This is a genomic window from Streptomyces sp. NPDC025273 (assembly GCF_040638585.1).
Lineage (GTDB): Bacteria > Actinomycetota > Actinomycetes > Streptomycetales > Streptomycetaceae > Streptomyces > Streptomyces cinereorectus.
In genome coordinates, this window is the sequence record NZ_JBEZYP010000009.1 from 121,752 (window position 1) to 147,353 (window position 25,602).

At 71.5% G+C, this 25,602-nt stretch carries 20 protein-coding genes, 1 tRNA gene and 1 pseudogene; 5 read left to right on the top strand and 17 right to left on the bottom strand.

What is annotated here, in order from left to right:
• The 12 genes from secD to pgsA all read right to left on the bottom strand — a co-directional run bounded on the left by secD (position 1) and on the right by pgsA (position 10,845).
• Positions 1 to 1,749, bottom strand: coding sequence for a protein translocase subunit SecD (secD, locus tag AB0F38_RS17050; protein WP_361893217.1), 1,749 nt, complete (start codon positions 1,747 to 1,749; stop codon positions 1 to 3).
• A gap of 148 nt (positions 1,750 to 1,897) precedes the next feature.
• A complete protein-coding gene (gene yajC / locus AB0F38_RS17055) occupies positions 1,898 to 2,362 on the bottom strand; it encodes a preprotein translocase subunit YajC (protein WP_361893220.1) in 465 nt (154 codons plus the stop codon).
• Between the two features lie 165 nt (positions 2,363 to 2,527).
• Entirely contained in the window at positions 2,528 to 3,613 is a 1,086-nt protein-coding gene (ruvB, locus tag AB0F38_RS17060) for a Holliday junction branch migration DNA helicase RuvB (RefSeq protein WP_361893223.1), read from the bottom strand.
• An 80-nt stretch (positions 3,614 to 3,693) separates the two neighbouring features.
• Complete coding sequence (ruvA, locus tag AB0F38_RS17065) at positions 3,694 to 4,320, bottom strand: Holliday junction branch migration protein RuvA (protein WP_361893226.1); 627 nt, start codon at positions 4,318 to 4,320, stop codon at positions 3,694 to 3,696.
• Positions 4,317 to 4,850 (bottom strand): crossover junction endodeoxyribonuclease RuvC, encoded by a 534-nt coding sequence (gene ruvC / locus AB0F38_RS17070; protein ID WP_361893229.1) that lies wholly within the window; start codon positions 4,848 to 4,850, stop codon positions 4,317 to 4,319. Before ruvC ends, ruvA begins: the two co-directional genes overlap by 4 nt.
• A 129-nt stretch (positions 4,851 to 4,979) precedes the next feature.
• A complete protein-coding gene (locus tag AB0F38_RS17075) occupies positions 4,980 to 5,732 on the bottom strand; it encodes a YebC/PmpR family DNA-binding transcriptional regulator (protein ID WP_024492903.1) in 753 nt (250 codons plus the stop codon).
• Positions 5,733 to 5,793: 61 nt separating this feature from the next.
• Positions 5,794 to 6,387 carry a pyridoxal 5'-phosphate synthase glutaminase subunit PdxT gene (pdxT, locus tag AB0F38_RS17080; protein ID WP_361893232.1) on the bottom strand — a complete coding sequence of 198 codons (594 nt, stop codon included), beginning with the start codon at positions 6,385 to 6,387 and terminating at the stop codon, positions 5,794 to 5,796.
• A 6-nt stretch (positions 6,388 to 6,393) separates the two neighbouring features.
• A complete protein-coding gene (gene pdxS, locus AB0F38_RS17085) occupies positions 6,394 to 7,311 on the bottom strand; it encodes a pyridoxal 5'-phosphate synthase lyase subunit PdxS (RefSeq protein WP_361893235.1) in 918 nt (305 codons plus the stop codon).
• A gap of 151 nt (positions 7,312 to 7,462) precedes the next feature.
• Positions 7,463 to 8,008 (bottom strand): hypothetical protein, encoded by a 546-nt coding sequence (locus AB0F38_RS17090; RefSeq protein ID WP_361893238.1) that lies wholly within the window; start codon positions 8,006 to 8,008, stop codon positions 7,463 to 7,465.
• A 73-nt stretch (positions 8,009 to 8,081) separates the two neighbouring features.
• On the bottom strand, positions 8,082 to 9,242 hold the full coding sequence (locus AB0F38_RS17095; protein ID WP_361893241.1) for a glycosyltransferase family 4 protein: 1,161 nt from the start codon (positions 9,240 to 9,242) through the stop codon (positions 8,082 to 8,084).
• The gene (locus AB0F38_RS17100; protein ID WP_361893244.1) at positions 9,239 to 10,162 is read right to left on the bottom strand and encodes a phosphatidylinositol mannoside acyltransferase; all 924 of its coding nucleotides are present in this window, start codon (positions 10,160 to 10,162) and stop codon (positions 9,239 to 9,241) included. The genes AB0F38_RS17095 and AB0F38_RS17100 overlap by 4 nt, the downstream gene beginning before the upstream one ends.
• A complete protein-coding gene (gene pgsA, locus AB0F38_RS17105) occupies positions 10,159 to 10,845 on the bottom strand; it encodes a phosphatidylinositol phosphate synthase (RefSeq protein ID WP_361893247.1) in 687 nt (228 codons plus the stop codon). The genes AB0F38_RS17100 and pgsA overlap by 4 nt, the downstream gene beginning before the upstream one ends.
• A 287-nt stretch (positions 10,846 to 11,132) precedes the next feature.
• On the opposite strand from pgsA, the gene AB0F38_RS17110 reads away from it, so the two are divergent.
• Both AB0F38_RS17110 and AB0F38_RS17115 read left to right on the top strand, forming a co-directional pair.
• The gene (locus tag AB0F38_RS17110) at positions 11,133 to 13,358 is read left to right on the top strand and encodes an elongation factor G-like protein EF-G2 (protein WP_361893250.1); all 2,226 of its coding nucleotides are present in this window, start codon (positions 11,133 to 11,135) and stop codon (positions 13,356 to 13,358) included.
• Between the two features lie 156 nt (positions 13,359 to 13,514).
• On the top strand, positions 13,515 to 15,185 hold the full coding sequence (locus AB0F38_RS17115) for a hypothetical protein (protein ID WP_361893624.1): 1,671 nt from the start codon (positions 13,515 to 13,517) through the stop codon (positions 15,183 to 15,185).
• 53 nt (positions 15,186 to 15,238) lie between these two features.
• Here AB0F38_RS17115 and AB0F38_RS17120 read toward each other — a convergent pair whose 3' ends face one another.
• The gene (locus AB0F38_RS17120; protein ID WP_361893253.1) at positions 15,239 to 15,811 is read right to left on the bottom strand and encodes an HIT domain-containing protein; all 573 of its coding nucleotides are present in this window, start codon (positions 15,809 to 15,811) and stop codon (positions 15,239 to 15,241) included.
• A gap of 66 nt (positions 15,812 to 15,877) precedes the next feature.
• Here AB0F38_RS17120 and AB0F38_RS17125 point away from each other — a divergent pair, with 66 nt between their 5' ends.
• Entirely contained in the window at positions 15,878 to 16,555 is a 678-nt protein-coding gene (locus AB0F38_RS17125) for a potassium channel family protein (protein WP_361893256.1), read from the top strand.
• A 29-nt stretch (positions 16,556 to 16,584) separates the two neighbouring features.
• Here the strand turns inward: AB0F38_RS17125 and thrS are convergent, their stop codons facing one another.
• Positions 16,585 to 18,570 (bottom strand): threonine--tRNA ligase, encoded by a 1,986-nt coding sequence (thrS, locus tag AB0F38_RS17130; protein WP_361893259.1) that lies wholly within the window; start codon positions 18,568 to 18,570, stop codon positions 16,585 to 16,587.
• 745 nt (positions 18,571 to 19,315) lie between these two features.
• Between thrS and AB0F38_RS17135 the strand changes: the two genes are divergently transcribed.
• Positions 19,316 to 20,041 carry a 3'-5' exonuclease gene (locus AB0F38_RS17135; protein WP_361893262.1) on the top strand — a complete coding sequence of 242 codons (726 nt, stop codon included), beginning with the start codon at positions 19,316 to 19,318 and terminating at the stop codon, positions 20,039 to 20,041.
• 61 nt (positions 20,042 to 20,102) lie between these two features.
• On the opposite strand, the gene AB0F38_RS17140 is transcribed toward AB0F38_RS17135, so the two are convergent.
• Positions 20,103 to 20,174 (bottom strand) — tRNA-Val (locus tag AB0F38_RS17140).
• Positions 20,165 to 20,329: pseudogene (locus AB0F38_RS17145) on the bottom strand (polyketide cyclase); the annotation flags it as partial. The gene AB0F38_RS17140 and the pseudogene AB0F38_RS17145, both read right to left, overlap by 10 nt.
• An 89-nt stretch (positions 20,330 to 20,418) precedes the next feature.
• Between AB0F38_RS17145 and AB0F38_RS17150 the strand changes: the two are divergent.
• Positions 20,419 to 22,851, top strand: a complete 2,433-nt coding sequence (locus AB0F38_RS17150) for a hypothetical protein (protein ID WP_361893627.1) — start codon at positions 20,419 to 20,421, stop codon at positions 22,849 to 22,851.
• Here AB0F38_RS17150 and AB0F38_RS17155 read toward each other — a convergent pair.
• On the bottom strand, positions 22,848 to 25,592 hold the full coding sequence (locus tag AB0F38_RS17155; protein ID WP_361893264.1) for a Tat pathway signal sequence domain protein: 2,745 nt from the start codon (positions 25,590 to 25,592) through the stop codon (positions 22,848 to 22,850). The genes AB0F38_RS17150 and AB0F38_RS17155 overlap by 4 nt on opposite strands.
• Between the last annotated feature and the right edge of the window lie 10 nt (positions 25,593 to 25,602).

Sequence of the window (25,602 nt, forward strand, 5' to 3'; positions counted from 1 at the left end):
TCACGCCTCCTTCGGGTGGTCGGTGGGGGCGTTGACACGGCGCGTGCGGCGCAGCGGCGGCTTGGCGCCGAGCCGCGTCGGGTCCAGACCGGACCAGGCGTTGCCGCTCGCGAAGAACTTCGTGCGGGCCATCATCGTCATGACGGGCTTGGTGAAGAGGAACACCACCACCACGTCGAGCAGGGTCGTGAGACCCAGCGTGAAGGCGAAGCCCTGGACCTTGCCGACCGTGACGAGGAACAGCACGGCTGCGGCGAGGAACGACACGAAGTCGGAGACGAGGATGGTGCGCCGGGCCCGGGGCCAGGCGCGCTCGACGGCCGGGCGGAGCGTACGGCCTTCGCGGATCTCGTCCCGGATGCGTTCGAAGTACACGATGAACGAGTCCGCCGTGATACCGATCGCCACGATGGCGCCGCAGACGGCCGGCAGGTTCAGCGCGAAGCCGATGGCCGGGCCGAGGAGCGACATGATCGTGTAGGTCAGGATGCCGGAGGCCAGGAGGCTCAGGAGTGCGATGAACGCCAGACCGCGGTAGTAGGCCACCAGGTAGATGACGACCAGGGCCAGTCCGATGGCGCCGGCGATGAGGCCGGCCTCCAGCTGCTCGCCGCCGAGGGCGGCGGTGACGGTGGTGACCGTGTCCTCGCTGAAGGACAGCGGGAGCGCACCGTACGAGAGGACGTTGGCCAGGTCCTCGGCGGACTGCTGCGTGAAGCTGCCGGAGATCTCGGCGCTGCCGCTGAGGGTCTCGTTCACCTGGGGTGCGGAGACGACCTCGCCGTCGAGTGAGATCGCGAACTGGTTCTGCGGGGACTGCTGCGCCGACAGCTTCTTGGTGATCGCCTGGAACTTCTTGGAGCCCTTGTCGGTGAACTCCATCGAGACGAGCCAGATGCCGCGCTGCTGGTCGAACTGCGCCTTGGCGTCGTCGACGTCCGTGCCGGAGACCTCGGCCGGGCCGAGGAGGTACTTGGCGTCGCCCTCGGAACTGCACGCGACCGTGGAATCCTCGGGCTTGACGCCGTCGCCGGCCTTGGCGCGGGCGGCCGGGTCGGTGCAGTCCAGCGCCGTGAACTTCTTCTCCAGCGCCGCGGTGGCCGCGTCGGGCGTCCCGGTGGCCGCGGGGGTCTCCGCTGCTCCGGAACCGCTGGGGGTGGGCGTCGCGTCCTTCTTCAGGGCGCCGGTGACCGCGCGGCCCTGGGTGGTGGCGCTCGCCGAAGGCGTGCTGTCCCCGTCGGAAGCGGTGTCCGGGCTGCTCGCCTTCACACTGGGCGTGGCGCTCGGCTCCCCGGAACCGCTCGCGGTGGGACTCGCGGAACCGGCGGGCGTGGGTGCGCCGCCGGTGACGGTGAGTACGGGCCGGAAGTAGAGCTGGGCGGTCGTGCCGACCTGTTCCCGCGCCTGCTTCGAGTTCGTCCCCTTGGGGATGTTGACGATGATGTTGGACTTGCCCTGGGTCTGGACCTCGGCCTCGGAGACACCCAGACCATTGACACGGCGTTCGATGATGCTGACCGCGGTGTTCATGTTGGTCTCGTTGATCGCCTCGGGCTTGCCGGGCTGGCTCTTCGCCTTCAGGGTGATCGACGTGCCGCCTGCCAGGTCGATACCAAGCCGGGGCGTGGTGTGACCGGACAGGAACATCCCGCCGGTGAGCGCGACCATGGCAATGAGGATCAGAGCCAGGGCACGGCCCGGCTTGCTCTGTCCACCGGAAGATCCCCGGCCCTTCTTCGGTGCTGCCACCTTTTTGCTTCTCCCTGTCCAACCGCCCCGCGCCGGGTACACGCCCGAGCGGCCATGAAGTGTAGTGGGGACCCGCCCCCGCAGAGGACCTCACGGCCCATGAGACGCCGGACCCCTGCGGGTGTCCGGCGTCTCATGGATCGTGGAACTACTTGGTGTCGCCCTTGCCGTCCTTGGTCTCGGCGTCCTTCGGCTCGGCGTCACCCTCGGCCTTCTTGCCCAGGTCGATCTTCGCGTCGTCGGCCACTTCGCCGTCCTTGTCCGCGGCCTCGGCGGCGGTGAGCGAGGAGGCGTCGTCGGGCACGACCGCGCCGTCGACGTCCAGGCCGTCGTCACCGTGGACGATGCGGTTGTACTCCGCGTCGTCGAGGACGGCACCGATCGAGTTCTTGGCGTAGACGGCGTGGACGCCGGGCGCGACCTCGAGGAGAACCGTGTCGTCCTGAATCTCCTTGACGGTGGCGTACATGCCCCCGATCGTGCGGACGCCGGTGCCCGGCTGCATGTCGTTGCGCATCTGCGCAGCCGCCTGCTGCTTCTTCTTGGCGGACCGGGTCATCAGGAACATGGCCCCGATGAGCACGATGAAGGGGAGGAGGGTCACGAGACTCACGGGACGGAACTTCCTTCGCACGACCGCGCTGACAAGCGGCCTGGTCTACGGGGGTGGGCACACCGACCTGTACGGGCGGCATCGGCGGAGTCTAAGCGAGTCCGCATCATTGGAACAACGCCCAGCATGGCACCGTGGTTCCCCTCGGCGCCAACATGTGACGCGTCACGCCCCGAACAGGCCCTGTTGTCCCTTTGCGCCGTGCTGCGGCGGTACGAGGCCGAGGTGGGCCCACGCCGCGGGGGTGGCGACCCTGCCCCGCGGGGTCCTGGCGAGCAGTCCTTCCCGTACGAGGAAGGGCTCGGCGACCTCCTCGACCGTCTCGCGCTCCTCCCCCACCGCGACCGCGAGGGTGGACAGGCCGACGGGGCCCCCGCCGAAGAGCTTCAGCAGGGCCCCGAGCACCGCGCGGTCCAGACGGTCCAGGCCGCGGGCGTCGACCTCGTACACCCGGAGGGCGGCGGCGGCGATGTCCCGGTCGATCCGTCCCTCGGCCTTGACCTGGGCGTAGTCCCGGACGCGGCGCAGCAGCCGGTTGGCGATACGGGGCGTGCCCCGGGAGCGCCCCGCGATCTCGGCCGCGCCCTCCGTGTCTATGGCCACGTCGAGGAGGCCCGCGGAGCGGTGGATGACGCGCTCCAGCTCGGTGGGGGCGTAGAACTCCATGTGGCCGGTGAAGCCGAAGCGGTCGCGCAGCGGGGGCGGCAGCAGTCCGGCCCGGGTGGTGGCGCCGACCAGGGTGAACGGCGGCAGTTCCAGCGGGATCGCCGTGGCTCCGGGGCCCTTGCCGACGATCACGTCGACCCGGAAGTCCTCCATGGCCATGTAGAGCATCTCCTCGGCGGGCCGTGACATGCGGTGGATCTCGTCGAGGAAGAGGACCTCGCCCTCCTGGAGGGAGGAGAGGATGGCGGCGAGGTCTCCGGCGTGCTGGATGGCGGGGCCCGAGGTGATCCTGATCGGCGCGTTCATCTCCGCCGCGATGATCATGGAGAGGGTCGTCTTGCCGAGGCCGGGGGCGCCGGAGAGCAGGACGTGGTCGGCCGTGGCGCCGCGGGCCCGCGCCGCCTTGAGCACCAGGTCGAGCTGTTCGCGGACCTTCTCCTGGCCGACGAACTCATGGAGGTCCTTCGGGCGCAGGGCGGCCTCGACGGCCGTGTCCTCCCCGTCCACGCCGGCGGCGACCAGCCGGTCCTCCAGCAGTTCGTCCGCCAGGTCGCCCGTACCGGCTCCGGTCTCGTCCCAGTTCATCTCGTCAGTCCCGCCTCGGGTGTTTCGGTGCCGGGCCGTGGCGTGCTCCGGCCGGCGTACGGGGCGTCATGCCCCTGCGGTCAGCGTGCGCGGTTGAGGGTCTGCAGGGCCGCGCGCAGCAGCTGCGGCACGGGCGGCTGGGCGCCCGAGGCGATCGCCGCCTCGGCCTGCGGCGCCACGGCGGTCACCGCTTCGTCGGCTTCGCGCGTCGCGTAGCCGAGGCCGATCAGGGCTGCCTGCAGCTGGTCGCGCCAGGAGGAGCTGACCGCCGTGCCGACGCCCTGCTGTCCGATGTGCGCCCCCACCGGCTCGCCGAGCCGGTCCTTGAGCTCCAGGAGGAGCTTCTGGGCGCCCTTCTTGCCGATCCCGGAGACGGCGGTGAGCGCCTTCTCGTCCCCGGTGGCGACCGCGATGCGCAGGGCGTCCGGGCTGTGGGTGGCGAGCATGGCCTGGGCGAGCCGCGGGCCGACGCCGCTGGCGGTCTGGAGGAGCTCGAAGACCTGCCGCTCGTCGTCGTCGGCGAAGCCGTAGAGCGTGAGCGAGTCCTCCCGTACGACGAGGGAGGTGGCCAGCTTGGCCTCCTGGCCGATCCGCAGGCCCGCCAGCGTGCCGGGGGCGCACTGGACGGCCATCCCGATGCCGCCGACCTCGATCACGGCCGTGGTCGGAGCGAGGGCGGCCACCGGGCCGGAGACGAAGGCGATCATGCGGTACGGCCTTTCAGCGTGCGGTGGGCGGCGACGGCCTGCTGCAGTCGGTTCTGCGCGGGTGCGCGCCAGATGTGGCAGATGGCGAGGGCGAGGGCGTCGGCGGCGTCGGCCGGTCTGGGCGGCGCGTCGAGCCGCAGGAGCCGGGTCACCATGGCGCCGATCTGTGCCTTGTCGGCGCGCCCGGAGCCGGTGACGGCCGCCTTGACCTCGCTGGGGGTGTGGAGGGCGACCGGAATTCCCCGGCGGGACGCGCAGAGCATGGCGACCGCGCTGGCCTGGGCGGTCCCCATCACCGTTCGCACGTTGTGCTGGGCGAACACCCGCTCCACGGCGACGAATTCGGGGCGGTGCTCGTCGAGCCACCGCTCGATGCCCTGCTCGATGGCGACCAGCCGGTGGCCGAGCTCCGCGTCGGAGGGGGTGCGTACGACGCCGACACCGAGCATCGTGAGCGGCCGGCCCGCGACGCCCTCGACGACTCCGACACCGCACCGGGTCAGCCCCGGGTCCACGCCGAGTACCCGCATGGAGCCCCCCTTGTCCTCACTGCCCGCACCGCTCGGTCAACTGTTCCCGCAGGCTATCGGCTCCCACCGACAATGCGGCGGGCCGACGGGGTGTGTCCCCGTCGGCCCGCCGCGGCCGTGCCGTTCGCCTCAGGCGTCGACCTTCTCCATGACCTCGTCGGAGACGTCGAAGTTGGCGAAGACGTTCTGCACGTCGTCGCTGTCCTCCAGCGCGTCGATCAGCTTGAAGATCTTGCGCGCGCCCTCTTCGTCGAGGTCCACCTGCATGGTGGGCAGGAAGTTGGCCTCGGCCGAGTCGTAGTCGATGCCGGCCTCCTGGAGCGCGGTACGGACCGCGACCATGTCGGTGGCCTCGCTGACGACCTCGTAGGTCTCACCGAGGTCGTTGACCTCCTCGGCACCCGCGTCGAGCACCGCGCCGAGGACGTCGTCCTCGGACAGCTCGCCCTTGGGGACGATGACGACGCCCTTGCGGTTGAAGAGGTACGAGACCGAACCCGGGTCGGCCATCGAACCGCCGTTGCGGGTCATCGCGACGCGTACGTCGGACGCGGCACGGTTGCGGTTGTCGGTGAGGCACTCGATGAGCACCGCGACACCGTTCGGGCCGTAACCCTCGTACATGATCGTCTGGTAATCGACGCCGCCCGCTTCGAGACCACCACCGCGCTTGACCGCGGAGTCGATGTTCTTGTTCGGGACGGAGCTCTTCTTCGCCTTCTGAATGGCATCGACGAGGGTCGGGTTCCCCTCGGGGTCCACACCGCCGGTGCGGGCCGCGACCTCGATGTTCTTGATCAGCTTCGCGAAGAGCTTGCCGCGCTTGGCGTCAATCACGGCCTTCTTGTGCTTCGTCGTAGCCCATTTAGAGTGGCCGGACATCTGCCTTCTCCTTCGCGTCACCAGAATCGATCCGAACCCGAGAGATCCTACCGGGATCGGGTCAGCCCACGGCGCGCACCATGTCGACGAAGAGGGCGTGCACCCGGTGGTCCCCGGTCAGTTCGGGGTGGAACGAGGTGGCGAGGGCGTTTCCCTGGCGTACGGCCACGACATGGCCGCCGTACACCGCGATGACATCCGCCCCGGCGCCCACCGACTCCACCCAGGGAGCCCGGATGAAGACGCCCTCGACGGGTCCGCCGGGCACTCCGTCGACCTCGACGGAGGCCTCGAAGGACTCGTTCTGCCGTCCGAAAGCGTTACGTCGCACGATCATGTCGATGCCGCCCACGGTCTCCTGGCCGGAGCGCGGGTCCAGGATCTTGTCGGCGAGCAGGATCATCCCGGCGCAGGTGCCGTAGACCGGCATCCCGGCGGCCACCCGCTCGCGCAGGGGCTCCAGCATGCCGAACAGGACCGCCAGCTTGGACATCGTGGTGGACTCGCCACCGGGTATGACGAGCCCGTCGACCTCGGCGAGCTCCTCGGGCCGCCGGACCGGCCTGGCCACGGCGTCCGCCGAGGCCAGGGCGATCAGGTGTTCCCGTACGTCGCCCTGGAGAGCCAGGACTCCGATGACAGGGGTGTCGGTCATCAGTGGTTACCAGCCGCGGTTGGCGTAGCGCTCGGCCTCGGGCAGCGTGTCGCAGTTGATGCCGACCATGGCCTCGCCCAGGTTGCGGGAGGCGTCCGCGATGACCTTCGGGTCGTCGTAGAAGGTGGTGGCCTTCACGATGGCGGCGGCGCGCTTGGCGGGGTCGCCGGACTTGAAGATGCCGGAGCCCACGAAGACGCCCTCGGCGCCGAGCTGACGCATCAGGGCCGCGTCCGCGGGGGTGGCCACGCCACCGGCGGAGAACAGGACGACGGGCAGCTTGCCGAGCTCGGCGACCTCCTTGACCAGCTCGTACGGGGCACGGAGGTCCTTGGCGGCGGCGTAGAGCTCGTTGTTGTCGTAGCCGCGCAGCCGGGCGATCTCGTTCTTGATCTGGCGCAGGTGCCGGACGGCCTCGACGACGTTGCCGGTGCCGGCCTCGCCCTTCGAGCGGATCATCGCGGCGCCCTCGGCGATGCGCCGCAGGGCCTCGCCGAGGTTGGTGGCGCCGCAGACGAAGGGGGTGGTGAAGGCGAACTTGTCGCTGTGGTTGACCTCGTCGGCCGGGGTGAGGACCTCGGACTCGTCGATGTAGTCGACGCCGAGGGACTGCAGGACCTGCGCCTCGACGAAGTGGCCGATGCGGGACTTGGCCATGACGGGGATGGAGACGGCCCCGATGATCTCTTCGATCATGTTGGGGTCGGACATCCGGGCCACGCCGCCGTCCTTGCGGATGTCGGCCGGGACCCGCTCCAGGGCCATGACGGCCACGGCGCCCGCGTCCTCGGCGATCTTCGCCTGCTCGGCGTCGACGACGTCCATGATCACGCCGCCCTTGAGCTGCTCGGCCATGCCGCGCTTCACTCGGGCGGTGCCGGTGGCCGGGGACTCGGTGGACTGGTTGCTGGGAAGCGTGGACACGGATCGACCTCACTGGGGTGAAAAGACGCTGGGACACTGCAGCCCTGAGCAAACGCTCCGGAACCAGTCCACAGCAAGGGCCAATGGACACCCCGTGGATCGTTCTGCCCGCCCGCCCGCGGGCGCCGGCACCCCTCGGGGCGCCGCCGCCTCAGGTACCGGGCCGGTCCGCCAGGGCCACCGGCGGCTCGTCGTCCATCTCGAACGCGAGCGGGAAGGGCGCGTGCCCGGCGAGCCGGAACAACCGCACCGTCCGGTGCCTGCGCAGTGCCCGGGCGGCGCGCACCGAGTCGTTGTGGAAGCGGCGCGCCATCGGCACGCGTCGTACGGCGGCGGCGAGTTCCCCGGCCGCGTCCTCGCCTCCGGGGAACTGCTTCACCGCCTCGACCTGCGCCGTCTCGCCGAACACGGCCCGCAGCGCGGTGCTCAGCTCGCTCTCGGCGACCTCGCGCTGCTCCTCCTCGGCCTGCCGGGCCGCGTGCGCCGCCTCGTACAGCACGATGGAGGCGGCGGGGTCCAGGACTCCGGACGTGGCCAGTTCCTGGGTGACCGAGGCTCGGCGCAGCAGCTGCGCGTCCAGGGCCGCGCGGGACGCGTCGATACGGGCGTGGAGCCGGTCGAGCCGCCCGGCGGTCCAGCTGAGATACAGGCCGATCGCGAGGAGCGCGACGGCAATCCAGATGAGGGTTTCGATCACGGGCGGCAAGGCTACCGTCGGCGGGAGTGCCGCCGGGCCCCGGTCCACCGCCGGGGGGCCGCGGGCCCCCGGCTCAGTCCTTGGCGAGGCCGAAGCGGGCCCGCAGGCCCGTGCGTTCGTCGGTGTCCACGGACGCGGCCCCCTCCGTCACCGTCTCGTACACCCCGAGGATGTCCGCACCGACCGTCGCCCAGTCGAAGCGCCGCACGTGCGCGCTGCCCCGCTCCCGGAGACCCGCTCGCCGCTCCGGGTCGCCGAGCAGCCGGATCGCGGCCGCGGCCAGCGCGTCCGCGTCCTCGTTGGCGAAGAGGTCGCCCGCCGCACCCTGGTCCAGCACCTGCGCGAACGCGTCCAGGTCGCTGGCCAGCACGGGGGCCCCTGCCGACAGGGCCTCGACCAGGATGATGCCGAAGCTCTCGCCGCCGGTGTTCGGCGCGACGTACACGTCGACGCTGCACAGAAGCCGTGCCTTGTCCTCGTCGCTCACCATGCCGAGGAACTGGACGCGCTCGCGCAGCTCCTCGGGCAGCGAGGCGACCGCTTCCTCCTCGTCACCGCGGCCCGCGACGAGCAGCCGGGTGTCCGGGCGGGCGGCCAGGATCGCGGGGAGCGCCTTCATGAGGACGGGCAGCCCCTTGCGCGGCTCGTCGATGCGCCCTATGAAGCCGAGCGTGCCGCCCTGCCACTCCGCCTTCGGCTCCGCCCCGGCGAAGAAGCCCACGTCCACACCGTTGGGGATGACCACGGCGTCCCCGCCGAGGTGTTCGACCAGCGTCCGCCGCGCGTACTCACTCACCGCGATCCGCGCGCTGATCTTCTCCAGCGCCGGCTGGAGGATCGGGTACGCGGCGATCATCGCCCGGGAGCGCGGGTTGGACGTGTGGAACGTGGCGACGATCGGCCCCTGCGCCGCCCAGCAGGTGAGCAGCCCGAGCGAGGGCGCGGTGGGTTCGTGGATGTGGATCACGTCGAAGGTGCCGTCGTGCAGCCAGCGGCGTACCCGCGCGGCGGACAGGAACCCGAAGTTCAGCCGGGCCACGGAGCCGTTGTACGGGACGGGCACGGCCCGGCCCGCGGAGACCACGTACGGCGGCAGGGGCGTCTCGTCGTCGGCGGGCGCCAGGACCGAGACGTGGTGCCCGAGCCGGATCAGGTGCTCGGCCAGGTCCCGGATGTGGAACTGCACGCCGCCGGGGACGTCCCAGGAGTAGGGACAGACGATGCCGATCTTCACGGAGCTTCCCCCTGGGGTTCCAGATCGGAGAGCCAGAGCCGCTGCAGCATGTGCCAGTCCTCCGGATGCTCGGCGATCCCGGTGGCGAAGGCATCGGCCAGCGCCTGTGTCATGGAGGACGTCTTCTCGGCGCGGCTCCCTGTCCGTGGTACGGGGACCGGCGGATGGATCCGCGCCTTCATCACCGGGGTGCCGTCGTACCAGAGCGTGACGGGCAGCAGCAGCGCGCCGGTCTGCTGGGCCAGCAGCGCCGGCCCCGCGGGCATCCGCGCGGTGTCGCCGAAGAACGTCACCTCGACGCCGGAGGCCGACAGGTCCCGGTCGGCGACGAGGCAGACCAGCCCGCCCGCGCGCAGCCGCCGTGCGAGGGTCCCGAAGGCGGCCCCGCCACTGTGCGGCAGGACCTCCATGCCCAGACTCCGGCGGTAGGCCACGAACCGGTCGTACAGGGTCTCCGGTCTGAGCCGCTCGGCGACGGTGGTGAACGGCACCTTCAGGTCGGTGGTGACCCAGGCGCCCGCCAGGTCCCAGTTCCCCAGGTGCGGCAGCGCGACGATGACGCCGCGCCCGGCGTCCATGCCCTCCGTGAGCCGGTGGACGTCCTGGACGTCGATACCGGCCTTGATCCGCTCCGGGGTCCACGTCGGCAGCCGGAACGACTCCATCCAGTAGCGCATGTACGAGCGCATGCCGGCCTTCGACAGTCCGGCGAGACGGGCCGGGCTCGCGTCGGGCACCACCCGGGCCAGATTCGACTCCAGCCGCAGCACGGCCTTCCCGCGCCGCTTCCACACCTGGTCGGCCAGGGTGCGGAAGAGCGCCCGGGCCGCCGGCTCGGGCAGCTTCTTGACCGCGCCCCAGCCGAGCCCGTAGAGCCCGTCGGTCAGCCGTCCCCTCAGATCCGCTCCGGTGCCGCTCACCGCGCGGCCTCGCTCCCCTGTTCCGCGATGCCGCCCGCGGAGGCGGCAGCCGCCGCGTCGGCCTCGGCCGACTCCCTGCGCACGGTCACCACCCGCTGGACCAGCGTCACCAGGCTGCCCACGGCGACGATCCACAGCGCGATCGGCAGCAGGACCTGGATCCCGGGCACGCCGAAGGCGTGCAGCCCGGCCAGCCCTGCCGCGACCAGCGAGATCACCAGCCGTTCGGCGCGTTCCACCAGCCCGTTCACCGCGACCGGCAGGCCGATCGACTCACCGCGCGCCTTCGTGTACGAGACCACCTGGCCGCTGGCCAGGCAGAAGATCGACACGGCGCACATCATGGTGTCGTCGCCGCCGCCCGCGTACCAGAGCGCGAACCCGGCGAAGATCGCCCCGTCCGCGACCCGGTCGAGCGTCGAGTCCAGGAACGCGCCCCACCGGCTGGAGATCCCTGCCTGCCGGGCCATGTTGCCGTCGACCAGGTCGGAGAAGACGAACACCGTGATCACGATCGTGCCCCAGAAGAACTCCCCCGTCGGGAAGAAGACCAGCGCACCTGCCATCACCCCGGCCGTGCCGACGAGGGTGACCGCGTCGGGGCTGACCCCGAGCCGGAGCAGCAGAGCGGCGAACGGTGTGAGGACACGCGTGAAGAATGCACGCGCGTACTTGTTCAGCATGGCCTTCCCGAGGTTCGGCGGGCCGCGCGACCCCGTCGGTCACCGGCTGGCCCATCGTAGTCACGAGCCGGACGCTCCCACGGCGGGCACCCCCGTCCCGGCGGATGTCCCGGAAGTCATGCCCGGCCGTACACCACGTGTGGACGGCACCGGGCGTCGGTGGAAAGCTCGAATGACCGCGGGCGTCGCCGGAGCCGCCGGGGCGGCTCCCCGTCGCCCGTACACCTTTCTCCCCCACCGCGCCGGTGTCCGTCCGGCACCGCGCCACCCACCGGGAGGCACGCATCATGGGCGACAGGACACACGCACACACCGGGGCCGCCGGCAGGGCGACGACGGCCGACGGGCCCGCTTCCGTACGGAACGTGGTGCTGGTCGGCCCCAGCGGCTCCGGCAAGACCACCCTGGTCGAGGCCCTCGCACTGACGGCCGGGGCACTCAACAGGGCCGGCCGGGTCGAGGACGGCGGGACCGTCTCCGACCACGACGAGATCGAGCAGCGGCGGCAGCGCTCCGTACAGCTCTCCCTCGTACCCGTCGAATGGGGCGGCTACAAGATCAATCTGCTGGACACCCCCGGCTACGCCGACTTCGTCGGGGAACTCAGGGCCGGTCTGCGGGCGGCGGACGCGGCCCTCTTCGTCGTCTCGGCCGCCCAGGAGGCCGACGCCGTGGCGGTCACCGCCCGCCCCGTGTGGGAGGAGTGCGCGGCCGTGGGGATGCCACGCGCCGTGGTCGTGACGCATCTGGACACCGCGCGCACGTCCTTCGACGAGATGACCAGGGTCTGCGGCCGGATCTTCGGGGGCGACGACCCGGACGCCGTGCTCCCCCTCCACCTGCCGGTGCGGGGCCCCGAGGGCCCGGACGGGCACGCCCGGCTCACCGGTCTCGCCGGCCTCCTCACGGGGCGGATCTCCGACTACTCCTCCGGGGAACGGACCGAGCACCCGCCCGTCGGCGACCGGCGGGCCCCACTCCTGGAGGCCCGCGACCGGCTCATCGAGGGGATCATCGCCGAGAGCGAGGACGAGACCCTGATGGACCGCTACCTCGGCGGCGGCGACATCGCCGTCGGGACCCTCGTCGAGGACCTGGAGCGCGCCGTCGCACGCGGCTCCTTCCATCCCGTGCTCACCGCCGCACCCGCCCCCGACGGCGCCCGCCAGGGTGTCGGCACCGTCGAACTCCTGGACCTCGTCACCCGCGGCTTCCCCTCTCCCCTGGAGCGCACCCTCCCCGACGTCACCACCCCCGACGGCTCCCCGCGCCCCGCCCCGGTCTGCGACCCGAAGGCCCCGCTGGTCGCCGAGGTCGTGAAGACGTCGTCCGACCCCTACGTCGGGCGGGTCTGCCTGGTCCGCGTCTTCTCCGGCACCCTGCACCCCGAGGACACCGTGCACGTCCGCGGCCACGGCCTCGCCGACCCCGGACACCCGGCACGCCCCTTCCACGACGCCGACGTGCGCGTCGGAGCGCTCTCCTCCCCCTTCGGCGGGCGGCAGCGCCCCGTGGACGCATGCGTCGCCGGAGACCTGGCCTGCGTGTCGAGGCTGGGCGCAGCCGAGACCGGGGACACCCTCTCCCCCGCCGGTGACCCGCTGCTGATGGAGCCCTGGACCATGCCCGATCCGCTGCTGCCCCTGGCGGTGCGCGCCCACAGCAAGGCCGACGAGGACAAGCTCTCCCACGGCCTGGCGCGGCTGGCCGCCGAGGACCCCACCATGCGGCTGGAACAGAACCCGGACACCCACCAGGTCGTCCTGTGGTGCATGGGCGAGGCACACACCGACGTCGCGCTGGAGCGGCTGCGCAACCGGTACGGCGTCCAGGTCGACGCCGTGCCCCACCTCGTCCCCCTCCGCGAGACGTTCGCCTCCCGGACCGTGGGGCGTGGCCGGCACGTCAAGCAGTCGGGCGGCCACGGCCAGTACGCCATCTGCGAGATCGAGGTCGAGCCCCTGCCGTCCGGCACGGGCATCGAATTCGTCGACAAGGTGGTCGGCGGATCGGTGCCCCGGCAGTTCGTCCCCTCCGTCGAGAAGGGCGTACGCGCCCAGGCGGCCCGGGGCGTCGCGGCCGGCCACCCGCTCGTCGACGTGCGGGTCACCCTGCTCGACGGGAAGTCGCACTCGGTGGACTCCTCCGACGCCGCCTTCCAGACCGCCGGCGCACTCGCCCTGCGCGAGGCCGCCGCCGACACCCGCGTCCAGCTGCTCGAACCGGTGGCCGAGATCCGTGTGCTGGTGCCGGACGACTACGTGGGTGCCGTGATGAGCGATCTCGCGGGGCGCCGCGGCCGGGTGGTCGGCACCGAGCAGGAATCCGGGGATCGCACACGCATACACGCCGAGGTACCCGAGATGGAGATCGGCAGGTACACCGTCGATCTGCGCTCCCTGACGCACGGCACCGGACGGTTCGACCGGGCGTACGCCCGGCACGAACCCATGCCTCCCCAGCTCGCCGACCGCCTGCGCGAAGCGGAGGAAAACCACACGAACGGAACCTAGTTGTCCGGATTTGACACCCGCCGCCCGCCCGGGAGCCCGACGGCGGGCGGCGCCGCGCTGCGGACGATAAGCTGTGGCCCCAGCTCAGAAGGTGTGCGACGTACGGTAGTTGGGAACAGCCGCAGGAGCAGACCGTGCGGGCGAGTGGGGGCGACAGTGGCCAACGACGGATTCGATTTCTCTCCTGGAGCGCAGATCCCGCTCCAGGGTTCCGGCGGGCAGGCGGTGGCGACCAACGCCCTCGCCTCCGCCGCGTACCGGGACAGCGACGTGGCGGAGATCCTCAAGGCCAACAGTGAGTGGCACAAGTCGGAAGTGAAGCCGGGCAGCTCCAAGCTCTTCAAGTCCGACTATTTCAAGCCGAATCTCGGCGAGGCGTTCTCCCGCGCCGTCCAGGAACGCACGCTCGGCGGCGGCCGCGGCGCCCTCATCCAGTCCTTCGGCAGCGACCCGCAGACCGTCGTCGAGCACTGCCTCTCCGCGACCCGGCTCCGCAAGGCGCGCGACAGCAAGCTGACCATGATCACCGCGGTGTTCGGCATTCTGTTCCTGCCCGGGCTCATCCTCTGGGTCCTGGCGTTCCGGCTGCGTGACTTCCTCAACAATTCCACGGACAAGGCCTTCCAGGCCCTGGGCGGGGTCCTGCTCGTGGCCGTCGGCGGCGTCGCCGCCTTCTTCCTGATCACCATGCCCCTCACCGGATTCCTGGCCCTGTACCTGCGCGCCATGGTCGTGGCCCCGCTGATCGGATGGGTGCTCGCCAAACGCGTCGCGGAGGCTTCCGCCAAGGACATGCGGGCCCGCTGGGAAGGTCTCCTCTCCGGCAGCGGCGTCAGCGCCAAGATCCCCGAGGCCGTCCCGAAGAACCCCAACGAGACCGCCCGCGAGGCCCTGCGCCAGGGCCTGGAGAAGCTCTCCGCCGAACAGCAGTCGAACTCGGTCTTCTACGCGGGCGCCAAGGGCGTCCTCGGCATGGGCACCCGCTGGGGCAGCTGGCAGCTCGCCGAGGAACTGGTGCCCAAGGACCCCACCAAGGAGATCCACCAGTTCCGCAGCTGGGACGTGGTGCGTGCCATCCACGACCAGCTGAAGATGCTGGAACGCGGCCCCCTGAACACCGGCGGCTTCCCCACCCCCTCCGTCAAGCACTGGATCGTCTCACCCGTCGGGGAGAACGCGGACTCGGTCTCCCGCCCCTCCGGCGAGGACGTGGCGACCTTCCAGATCAAGCCCCACGAGATACAGCGCATCTGCAACCACCAGCAGTTCAGCAGCGGTGACCGGCACTACCTCGGCGTCCAGTTCACCCTCTGGGACGGCCAGCTGGTCATCACCATGCTGATCACCGTCACGGTGCTCCACGAGACCCTGCGCGTCGAGGTCACCGGACACGCGCTCGGCCCCGTCCACTCGCTCTTCCTGTCCAAGCCCGCCGCCGAGACGAAGACCGTGAAGAAGTCCGTCCGCTTCTGGGAGACCCGCACCATCACACTCCCCCTCGTCAAGGCGAACGAGGTCGTCAGGCTCTCGCTGCGCGCGCCCCTCACCTGGTACCCGCCGCTGCTGGACTACTTCGGCGGCAAGATCGTCCTGCCCGAACCCTTCGGACTGCGCCACGCCTGGGCCGCCAAGCCCTGGGGCCACCGCTTCATGGCCGACGACGCCATGCGGGCGGCCACCCCCGTCCTGCGCGTGGTGCACTCCGCGGCCATGCGGGTCCTGGAGGACCACGGCGTCGACACCGAACGCTTCAACAGCCGCTCCATGGCCCTCAGCGGCATGGTCCAGGACGCCGCACCGAAGAAGGCCGACGTCTACGACGCATGACACAGCGGGTGGGCCGCCCCGTCCAGGGCCGCCCACCCGCCGCGATGATCCGCTCAGACGGCCGGCGACTCCGCCGGCCACGCGTCGGCCAGCATCGCCCGGGTGTCCCCCAGCAACTGCGGCAGCACCTTCGTGTGCCCGACCACCGGCATGAAGTTCGTGTCCCCGCCCCAGCGCGGCACCACGTGCTGGTGCAGGTGGGCGGCGATCCCCGCGCCGGCGTCGGCGCCCTGGTTCATCCCGATGTTGAAACCGTGCGCCCCGGAGGCAGCACGCAGCGCGACCATCGCCCGCTTCGTGAGATCGGCCAGCTCGGCCGTCTCCGGACCGTCCAGCTCCGTGTAGTCGGCGACGTGCCGGTACGGCACCACCATCAGGTGCCCGCCGTTGTACGGATACAGATTCAGCACCGCGTAGACCTTCCGGCCACGCGCGACGACGAGCCCGTCCTCGTCCGACTTCGAGGGAATCACGCAGAACGGACAGCCGTCCCCGGACTCCGGGCCGCTCGGCTTGTTCTCACCCTGGATGTAGGCCATCCGGTGAGGTGTCCACAGGCGCTGGAACGCGTCGGGCGTCCCCACTCCGATCTGCTGCTCCGGCTCACTCGTCATGTCCGTCAGCATATTGCTTCGCTCCCGCCGCGCGTGTCGCCGGGTCCTCACCCGGCGGCACACCGCGATGCTGACGCCATGAGCGACCGCCCCACCGATCCCGTACCCCTCCGGCTCACGCGATGGGAGCAGCGCACGGAAGTACCGCTCCTCGCGGCGTCGCTGCTCTTCATCCTCGGCTACGCGGTCCGCGTCCTCGCCGCCCACGACACCGAGCCCTGGCGGGACGTCGCCCTCGGCCTCGTCGCGGGCACCTGGTCGGTCTTCGTCGTGGACTACTGCGTACGGCTCCGCCTGAGCGGTCTGGGCGGACGCTTCGTGCGCACCCACTGGCTGGACACGGTCGTCCTCGTGCTCCCCCTGCTGCGCCCGCTGCGCGTGGTGCAGGTCTACGCGGCGGTCCAGAAGCGCCAGGAACGGCCACGGCTGAGCCTGTACGCCCGGGTGATGTCGTACGCGGGCCTCTCGGCCCTGCTCCTCGGCTTCTGCGCCGCGCTCGCGGTGTACCAGCAGGAGAACGGGGCGCCCGGCACCTCGATCCGCACGTTCGGCGACGCGGCGTGGTGGGCGTGCGCGACGCTCACGACGGTGGGGTACGGGGATGCCGTACCGGTCACGCCGGCGGGGCGGGTGATCGCGGCGCTGCTGATGGTGTGCGGCCTCGCCCTGCTGGGGGCGGTGACGGGGTCGTTCTCCTCGTGGCTGGTGCAGGTGTTCGCCCGGGAGGACGAGAGGAGGCCCCCGGGGAGCGGGTAGCTCTCCGGGGACCTCCTCCTTCCTGCGGGTCAGACCTGGACGCGGTCCTCGACGGCCTTCGCGATCTTGGCGATGGCCTCGTCGACCGGGACGCCGTTCTCCTGCGAACCGTCGCGGTAGCGGAAGGAGACGGCACCGTTGGCCATGTCCTCGTCACCCGCGATGATCATGAAGGGCACCTTCTGCTTCTGCTGGTTGCGGATCTTCTTCTGCATCCGGTCCGAGGAGGCGTCCACATCGACCCGCAGCCCCTGCTTGCGCGCCTTGGCGGCGAACTCCTGGAGGTACGGGATGTGGGTGTCGCCGATCGGGATACCGATCGCCTGGACCGGGGCCAGCCACACCGGGAACGCGCCCGCGTAGTGCTCGAGGAGCACCGCGAAGAAGCGCTCGATGGAGCCGAACAGCGCGCGGTGGATCATGACCGGGCGCTGCTTGGTGCCGTCCGGACCGGTGTACTCCAGGTCGAAGCGCTCCGGGAGGTTGAAGTCGAGCTGCACGGTCGACATCTGCCAGGTACGGCCGATGGCGTCCTTGCACTGCACCGAGATCTTCGGGCCGTAGAACGCGGCGCCGCCCGGGTCCGGGACCAGCGGCAGGCCCTGCTTCTCGGCTACGTGGCGCAGCGTCTCGGTGGCCTCTTCCCAGACCTCGTCCGAGCCGACGAACTTCTCCGGGTCCTTGGTGGACAGCTCCAGGTAGAAGTCGGTCAGACCGTAGTCGCGGAGCAGGTTCAGGACGAAGGTGAGCGTCCTGTCGAGCTCCTCGGCCATCTGCTCCTTGGTGCAGTAGATGTGCGCGTCGTCCTGCGTGAAGCCGCGCGAGCGGGTCAGCCCGTGGACGACACCCGACTTCTCGTACCGGTACACCGTGCCGAACTCGAAGAGGCGCAGCGGCAGTTCACGGTACGAGCGGCCACGCGCGTCGAAGATCAGGTTGTGCATCGGGCAGTTCATCGGCTTGAGGTAGTAGTCCACCCCGTCGTCGAGCTGCATGGGCGGGTACATGCCGTCGGCGTACCAGTCCAGGTGGCCGGACTTCTCGAACAGCTTGCCCTTGGTGGCGTGCGGGCTGTAGACGAACTCGTAGCCCTCCTCCTCGTGGCGGCGCCGCGAGTAGTCCTCCATGGCACGGCGGATGACGCCGCCCTTGGGGTGGAAGACGGCGAGGCCGGGGCCGATCTCGTCGGGGAAGGAGAAGAGGTCCAGCTCGTTGCCGAGCTTGCGGTGGTCGCGCTTGGCGGCCTCCTCCAGGAACTCCAGGTGCGCCTTGAGCTCGTCCTTGGTGGGCCAGGCGGTGCCGTAGATGCGCTGGAGCATCGGGTTCTTCTCGCTGCCCCGCCAGTACGCCGCCGCGTTCCGCATCAGCTTGAACGCGGGGATGAAGCGGGTGGTGGGAAGGTGCGGGCCCCGGCAGAGGTCCTTCCAGCACAGCTCGCCGGTCTTGGCGTCCAGGTTGTCGTAGATGGTCAGCTCGCCGCCGCCCACCTCGACGTCCGCGCCGTCGCCGGCGCTCGCGACGGAGTCGGAGCCCTTGATGCCGATGAGTTCCAGCTTGTACGGCTCGTCCGCGAGCTCCTCGCGGGCCGCGTCGTCGGTGACGACCCGGCGCGAGAACCGCTGCCCGCGCTTCTGGATCTCCTGCATCTTCTTCTCGATGGCCTTGAGGTCCTCGGGCGTGAACGGCTTCTCGACGTCGAAGTCGTAGTAGAAACCGTCCTTGACCGGCGGGCCGATGCCCAGCTTGGCGTCGGGGTGCAGCTCCTGCACGGCCTGGGCCATCACATGCGCGGTGGAGTGCCGCAGGATGTTGAGCCCGTCCTCGGAGGAGATCTCGACCGGCTCGACGACTTCGCCGTCCTTGAGCTCGTACGCGAGGTCCCGCAGCTCGCCCTCGACCCGTGCGGCGACGACGGTGCGCTGTCCGGGGAAGAGCTCGCCGGCCGTCGTGCCCGTCGTCACCACGCGCTCTTCCCGCTCGGAATCGCGTTGGATGATCACACGGACGTCTGACACCGGTCTCTCCTGACTGAGGGGGTGCGTCGCTTTCCTCTGCGCGCGCAAGAGGAATCGTACCGAGCCGGAGGCCCCGGACGCGAAAGGGATACCGCGGGGGGCCACCCCTCGCCCCCGCGCGGGCCTCCTCGAAGGCGCCCACGTTCTGCGGGAGCGGCTCCATGAGCCGGTGCCGCTCCGCCTCGCCGACCCGGACGGGCGCCGGCTCCGAGGCGCCGGCGGGACGCCTCGGGCCGCTGCTGTTCTCCAGCCGGCCCTCCGCCCCCGGCGACAGACCGGCGAGGCGGACGTGGCCCGCGGTCCGGTACGCCTCCTCGTCCGGCTCCGTCCGTACGTGCGGGCCCGTACCGGGACGGCGGGCTCGTCTTCGAGGTGGCGCACCCCTGCCAGGCGCGGGACGGGCGGGTCGCCGGGAGCGGATCCGGCGGGTTCGGGCCGTGCGGGGCGGGCCTCGGGGGTTCCGGCGGGAGCGCCCCGGTCCGGCGTGGTCCTGGTGCCTTCCGGTCCCCGGCCCGGGGCGACGAACGCCTCGGTCCTCTCGCGGCCGGCCCCAGGCGGCGACGGCGCTGCCGAACGCCTCGGTGGCCCGGTGTCCGCCGACGGGCCGGCCGGCCTCGTTTCCCGCCGACTCCGTCGTTCACTCCAGGAGGGAGGCCGCAAACGGCGTATCAGGCAAAGGGCGCGGGTATCACCGAATCGGGCAGAGGGTACCGCCATCTGCCAAGCTGGTGCGAGGAGTTCAGGGATGATGCACTGGTTCGAGGGGCCACTGGCCGCTTTTCACACCGAGACAACAGGCGTGGATGTCGAGGAGGACCGGATCGTTTCGGCGGCTCTCGTCGTCCAGGACACCGCGGGCGGACGGCCCCGCGTCACCCGCTGGCTGGTCAGTCCGGGGATTCCCGTGCCCGTCGGGGCCACCGAGATCCACGGTCTGACCGACGACCATCTGCAGCGCAACGGCCGGTGGCCCGCGCCGGTCGTCGAGGAGATGGCCCGGGCCCTGGCCGAGCAGTGCGCGAAGGGGCGTCCGCTCGTCGTGATGAACGCGCCGTTCGATCTGACGCTGCTGGACCGGGAGCTGAAGCGCCACCGGGCGTCGTCGCTGGCCGCGTATCTGGTGAACGCGCCGCTGTGCGTGCTGGATCCGCGAGTCCTGGACAAGCATCTGGACCGTTGCCGCAGTGGCCCTCGCACACTGACGGATCTCTGCGAGCTGTACGGGGTGGTGCGGGACGGGACGCGTGACGCGGCAGCCGAGGCGGCGGCCTCGCTGGAGCTGGTGCGCGCGGTGGGGCGGCGGTTCTCCGCCCGGCTGGAGCGGCTGAGTCCGGCGGAGCTGCACTCGCTGCAGGCGGTGTGGCACGCGGCGCAGGCACGGGGTCCGCAGGCGTGGTTCGAGGAGGGCGGTACGCCGGAAGCGGTGGATCCGGCGTGGCCGCTGCGTCCTGAGCTGCCGGCGGCGGCCTGATCCAGGGCGGGTACGCGAAAGCCGGTCCGTCGGTGATGCTGACGGACCGGCCTCTCCCGGGTGGGCGATACTGGGTTCGAACCAGTGACCTCTTCGGTGTGAACGAAGCGCTCTCCCACTGAGCTAATCGCCCGGGAACGGGTTGAACCATACAGGGCCCGGCGGGGTACGTTCAAACTGCCGGGAACCCTGCCCGCGGCCTCCGGCGCGCATCCTGAGCGTGTGGCGGGCGCGGAAGCCGAGGCGTCCGGGCCCGGCGAGGCGGCGCGGGAGCGGTGCGCGGACGTCGGCCCCCGTACAGGGCCGGACCTACTCAGTACCGGAACTGAGTATCCGAGCGCATGTACGAGCGTGTGGTCGCCGCCACACTCCCGTACATGGAACATGTGCCGCCACCCGCCGAGGAATTGGCGCTCCTCGACCAAGAACTGGTCCGGCTGGACGCCCGCAGGCTGCAGCTGCTGAACCGTCGTGCCTGGCTGCTGAGCGTGCTGCGGCCGCCGGTCGCGGCTCCTGCCGCGCGGCCCCCTGCCGGGCCGTTCGCCTGGGGACCGCCGGGCGGGGCCGCCGCGCCCGCCGCCGCCTCGTCCGGTGTGCAGAACGTGCTGCTGCTCCTCGGTGGTCTGCTGCTGACGATCGCGGCGATCGCGTTCACCCTGTTCAGCTGGGGCGAGATGGGGATCGGGGGGCGTTCGGCAGTGCTGGCGGCGGTGACGGTGGGTGCGCTCGTGGCGCCCGCTCCGCTGCTGCGCCGGGGGCTGTCCTCGACGGCCGAGGCGCTGGCCGCGCTGGCCTTGGTGCTCACGGTGCTGGACGCGTACGCGCTGCACGCGGTGGCGGCGCCGGACACGGACGGGCTGGGGTTCGCGGCCGTCGCGTCCGCCGTGCTCGCGTCGGTGTGGGCGGCGTACGGCCTGTGGCTCGGGCGGCTGCGGCTGCCGCTGCCCGCGGCCGTGGCGGCGGGCCAGTTGCCGCTGCTGCTGGGGGCGTGGGCCGCGGGTGCGCCCGCGGAGGGCTTCGGGTGGGCGCTGCTGGTGACGGCGGCGGCGGATGTGGCGGTGGCGCTGTGGGGCCGGGGGCTCGCGGTGCGGGTGACAGCGGCTGTCGGGGCGTCGGCGACCGGGGCGTTCGCACTGCTGATCGGTCTGGGGCTGTCCGTGTCGGCCGGTGGTCCGCTCGCGGCCGTGGGCCCGGGGGCGCTGCTGCTGGCGGGTGCGGCGGTGGCCCTGGCCGGGGCGTGGCGCGCGCCGAAGGAGTGGGCCGTGGCCGCGGGTGCCGTGGCGGGTCTGGCCTCGGTGGCCGCGGTGGGTGGTGTGCTGCGTACGGGGCTGCCCTGGAACTGGTCGGTCGTGGTGTATCTGCTGTGCGGCATCGCGTTGCTGCCGGTGCTGCGGCTCCGGGTCCCGCGGCCGGTGGGCCGGGGTGTGCTGGGGGCGTCCGCCGCGGTCACGGCGGGTGCGCTGGTGTGGGCGCTGCCTGTGGTGGCCGCGGTGCTGCTGGGGCCGGTGTCCGTGCTGACCGATGTGTGGTCCGGTGCGCCGGAGGGGTTCCGGGCCGCGCTGGGACCGTCGATGTCGTGGCCGGCGTCGGTCGCGTCCCCGATGGTGCTCGTGGTGGTGGCGGGTGTGTCGGCCGGGCTCCGTCTCGGGTGGGCGGGGGTCCGGGGGACGTTCGTGTCGCCCCGGCCGGGGTGGCGGGTCGCCGTGGGGGCCGGCGCGCCGGTCCTGGCCTGGGGTGCGGTGCTGGCGCTGCTCGCGGTGGCGGATGTGCCGTACGGGGTGGCGGTGGGCGTGGAGCTGCTGCTGGTGGCGGGGCTGCTGGGGCTCGCCGTGCGGCGGGGGTCCGGTGGCGTCTCGCTGACCGCCCTGGTGTGCGGGCTCGTGGGTGCGGTGAGTGCGGGGCTGCTCGCGCTGGCCGCCGAGCCGGCCACGTACGCGGTGTTCGGGGGTCTGCTGGTGCTGTTCGCGGGTGCGGCGTCGCGGTCGAGGGCGGTCGTGGCGCAGTCGGTGCTCGCCGTCGGCTCGGTACTGTGCGCGATCGTGATGGCGTGGGCGGCCGGGGCGTCGCTGGGGTGGAGCGCGCACCAGTCTGCTCCGGTGGTGCTGGTCGTCCCGGCGGTGACCGTGCTGCTCGGGGCCCGGCTGCGGGTGGCGGCGGTGGCGTTGTCGCTGGAGGTGGCCGGGGCGTTCGGTGCGCTGGTGGCCGTGGGGCTCGCGGTGACGGACGCGCCGTTCCTCGCGCTGGTGCTGGCGTCGTGCGGGGTACTGGCCGCGGGGACCGCGGTGCGGCCCGAGCGCCGGCCGGCCGCGGGGTACCTGGCGGGGGCGCTGTTCGTGCTGGCGGCGTGGGTGCGGCTGGCGGCCTCGGAGGTGTCGGACCCGGAGGCGTACACCCTGCCCGTGTCGGTGGCCGCGTTCGCGGTGGGGCATCTGCGGCGCCGCAGGGACCCGGCCGCGTCCTCCTGGGTGGCGTACGGCCCGGCCCTGTCGATGACGTTGGTGCCGAGCCTGATGGTGGCGTGGAACGATCCCGGCTGGCTGCGGCCCCTGCTGCTGGGCGCGGCGGCGCTGGTGGTCACGCTGGTGGGCGCCCGTCTCCGGCTTCAGGCCCCGTTGGTGCTGGGCGGTGCGGTCCTGGCGCTGGACGGGCTGCACGAGCTGGCGCCGCATGTGGTCCAGGTGTTCGACGCGCTCCCCCGGTGGGCGTTCCCGGCGCTCGCCGGGCTGCTGCTGCTCGCGGTCGGCGCCACGTACGAGCAGCGGCTGCGCGACGCGCGCCGGGTGCGGGAGACCCTGAGCCGGATGCGTTAGGGCATCCTGTCGCCGACGAGCGCGAGGTTCTGGATCGCGGCGAGTCCGTACAGGGCGGTGGAGTTGGTGCTCACCCAGGCCGCTTCACCGCCCTCGACGAGCCCGGTCGGGCCCTCGATCTTCTTGGTGCTCCAGTCGGTGCTCTCCTTGTAGTCCCAGGCGTCGTTGCTGCTGTAGAACTGCTTCCAGGCCCGGGTAGCGAGGGTGACGTCGCCGGTCTGGGCGGCCGCGTAGGCGTCCTGCCGTGAGTGGCCCTGGAACAGCAGCAGGGTGCCGAAGTTGCTTCCGTAGCGTGCGGCCTGTTCGGCCTTGGTGGCGTTGAAGTAGCGGCAGTAGTCGATCCAGGCGGCCTTGAAGGCCGGCATGTCGATCATGTCGATGAGTTCGGCGTTGAGTTCGACGAGGCCGAACATGGCCGACAGGTGCGAGACTCCGACCTCCGGCTTGTCGGCGATGGCGAACCTCCCGGTGTCGAGGTCGTAGAGGCCGACGCCCTGGACGAAGCCGTTGGGCTGCGCGGCGATGGTCTCCATGGTGGAGAGCACCCGGTCCCGGGCCTTCTCCCACTTGGGTCCGCGGCGCTCCCACTCGGTGAGCCACGCGGAGACGAGGCCGCTCCAGTCCGTGCCGAAGCCGATGGACAGGGCGTGGCGGTCCGGGGTGTACGGCGCGGTCCGGATCTTGCGGATGGGGTCGAGTGCCAGGAAGGTCTCGTCGGAGTCGACGTTGGCGTGCATGAGGTCGCCGACGCGCTCGTCCGCGGTGAGGAAGTAGAACATGCGGCGGTAGGTGGTGTTGGCGATGCGCTGCTGCTTGGCGCTGTCGGCGAAGTGCTGGACACCGTGGCGGGTACCGAGCCCGGCCCATCTGCCGAGGTGGTAGACGTCCACCTCACCGGTGTGCCGGGTCATGGCCTCGGCGAAGCGGTAGATGTCGGCACGGCCGGAGCGCATGTACGCGTACCAGAGCCAGAGGTCGGGCGAGAGTTCGGAGTTGTCCCAGGCGTAGCCCCCGACGTCGTAGCACCACTGGTGCCGGCTGGGGTCGTAGGTGTGCATGATGTCGCCGTAGTCCCAGAAGCCGTACCAGCGGCGCATCTCCACCTGGTCCTTGTAGTACGTGAAGAGGAAGTCCAGGTGGTCCTCGATCTTCGACTTGGCGGCGGTGGACCGGTCGGGTTCGGCGAAGAGCCCGCCGAAGACCCTTGCCTTGACGAGCTGCTTGGGCGGGGCGGCGAGCTGGGGCGGTGTGCGGACGGCGTCGACCTGCCGGGCGAGTGTCTCCGGGGCGGGGGTGGACGCGTTGGCCCAGAAGAGGAGTTCGCTGGTCCTGGCGATGCCGTACGGGGTGCCGAAGCCGGGTTCGTAGTCCTCGTAGGTGATGTTGAGGCCTTCGAGCTGCTCGGCGTAGGTGTCCTGGTCCATGCCGTCGTGGTAGAAGCGCAGGTCCATGGGCCGGGCCTCGGGTGACCAGAGCCAGAGGGTGACCTGGGCCGTGTCGGTGTGGGCGTCGCGGATGTCGAGCTGGGCGGGGTGTTTCTCCCAGAAGTCGCGGAGCCCGAAGGAGAGTCCGCCGGTGGGCCCGCCGACGTATCCGAAGCCGGAGGCGCGCCTGCCGCCTCCGGCGGGGATCCAGCCGTGGCCCTTCTTCGTGCGCTTGCGCAGTCCGAAGCCGTCGGCGGACAGCTGCGAGAGGGTGTAGTCGCCCCACTCGGGGATGTACTGGAGCCGCGTGGTGACCCGCTGGTCCCAGGTGGCCGGGTCGGGGAGCTTCCGGCCGGCGAACTGGGCCTCGCGGACCGCGGCGCCGGGGTCGCGGCGCAGTCCGGTGACGCCCTTCACCGCTTCGCGCAGGAGCCCGGTGCCGTCGCCGCCGATACGGATGTGGCGGTCGTGGGCGGCGTCGCGCATCGGGACGGTGAAGCGGACGCCGAGGCCGCGGATGAAGTCGCCGCTCGCCTTGCCGGGTTCCTGGGTCCCGTCGTAGGTGACGGTGTGCATCATCCGGAAGGAGTCGGCGCCCGCGTAGAAGTAGAAGCGCACGGAGAAGGGCATCCAGGAGCGGGAGCCCTTGCGGTGCTTGCCGTCGATGCGGACGACGGCGCGGACGGGACCGTCCTGTTCTATCGCGGCCTCGTCGATGACGCTCTCGAAACGCTCGTACTTCTCGTAGCCCTGGTCGCCGTCCTCGATCTCGTTCTGGCGGAGCAGGACGAGCCGGCCGTTGCCGGCGATCTCGGTGGAGCCCCGGGTGACGGTCCTGACGAGGGCGGAGCCGCTCGTGCCGAGCTTCGCGGTGATCACGCCGGTGGAGACGGTGATGTGGCCGCCCGAGCGTGTGGCGGTGACCTTGTTCTTCGGGGCGGCGGGGCTCCCGGCGGTGAGGACGAACTTCTCGGCGGTGACCTCGGGGCCGACCGCGTGCGCGGTCCACTTGAGCGAGCCGTCCGGCCAGTAGCCGATCGGCCAGGTCTGCACGGGGACGTCCTTGCCGTCCTCGGTGGCCAGTGCGAAGGTCTGGTCCTTGGCGTGCTGCCCCTGGGGCCAGGGCACGCCGAGGGTGGATCCGGGGGCGGCGCCGAGGCCGCCCGGCTCGAGCCAGGTGAGCGGGACGGGGCCGACGGCGCCGTCCGCGTTCCGGGCGGCCGTGGCGGTGGTGGAGCCGAGGGACCAGCTGAGCTGTGCGGCCGCGCCGGCCGCAGCTGCTGCCTTCAGGAGTGTTCTGCGGGGCATCCTGGACATGGTTGTGCCT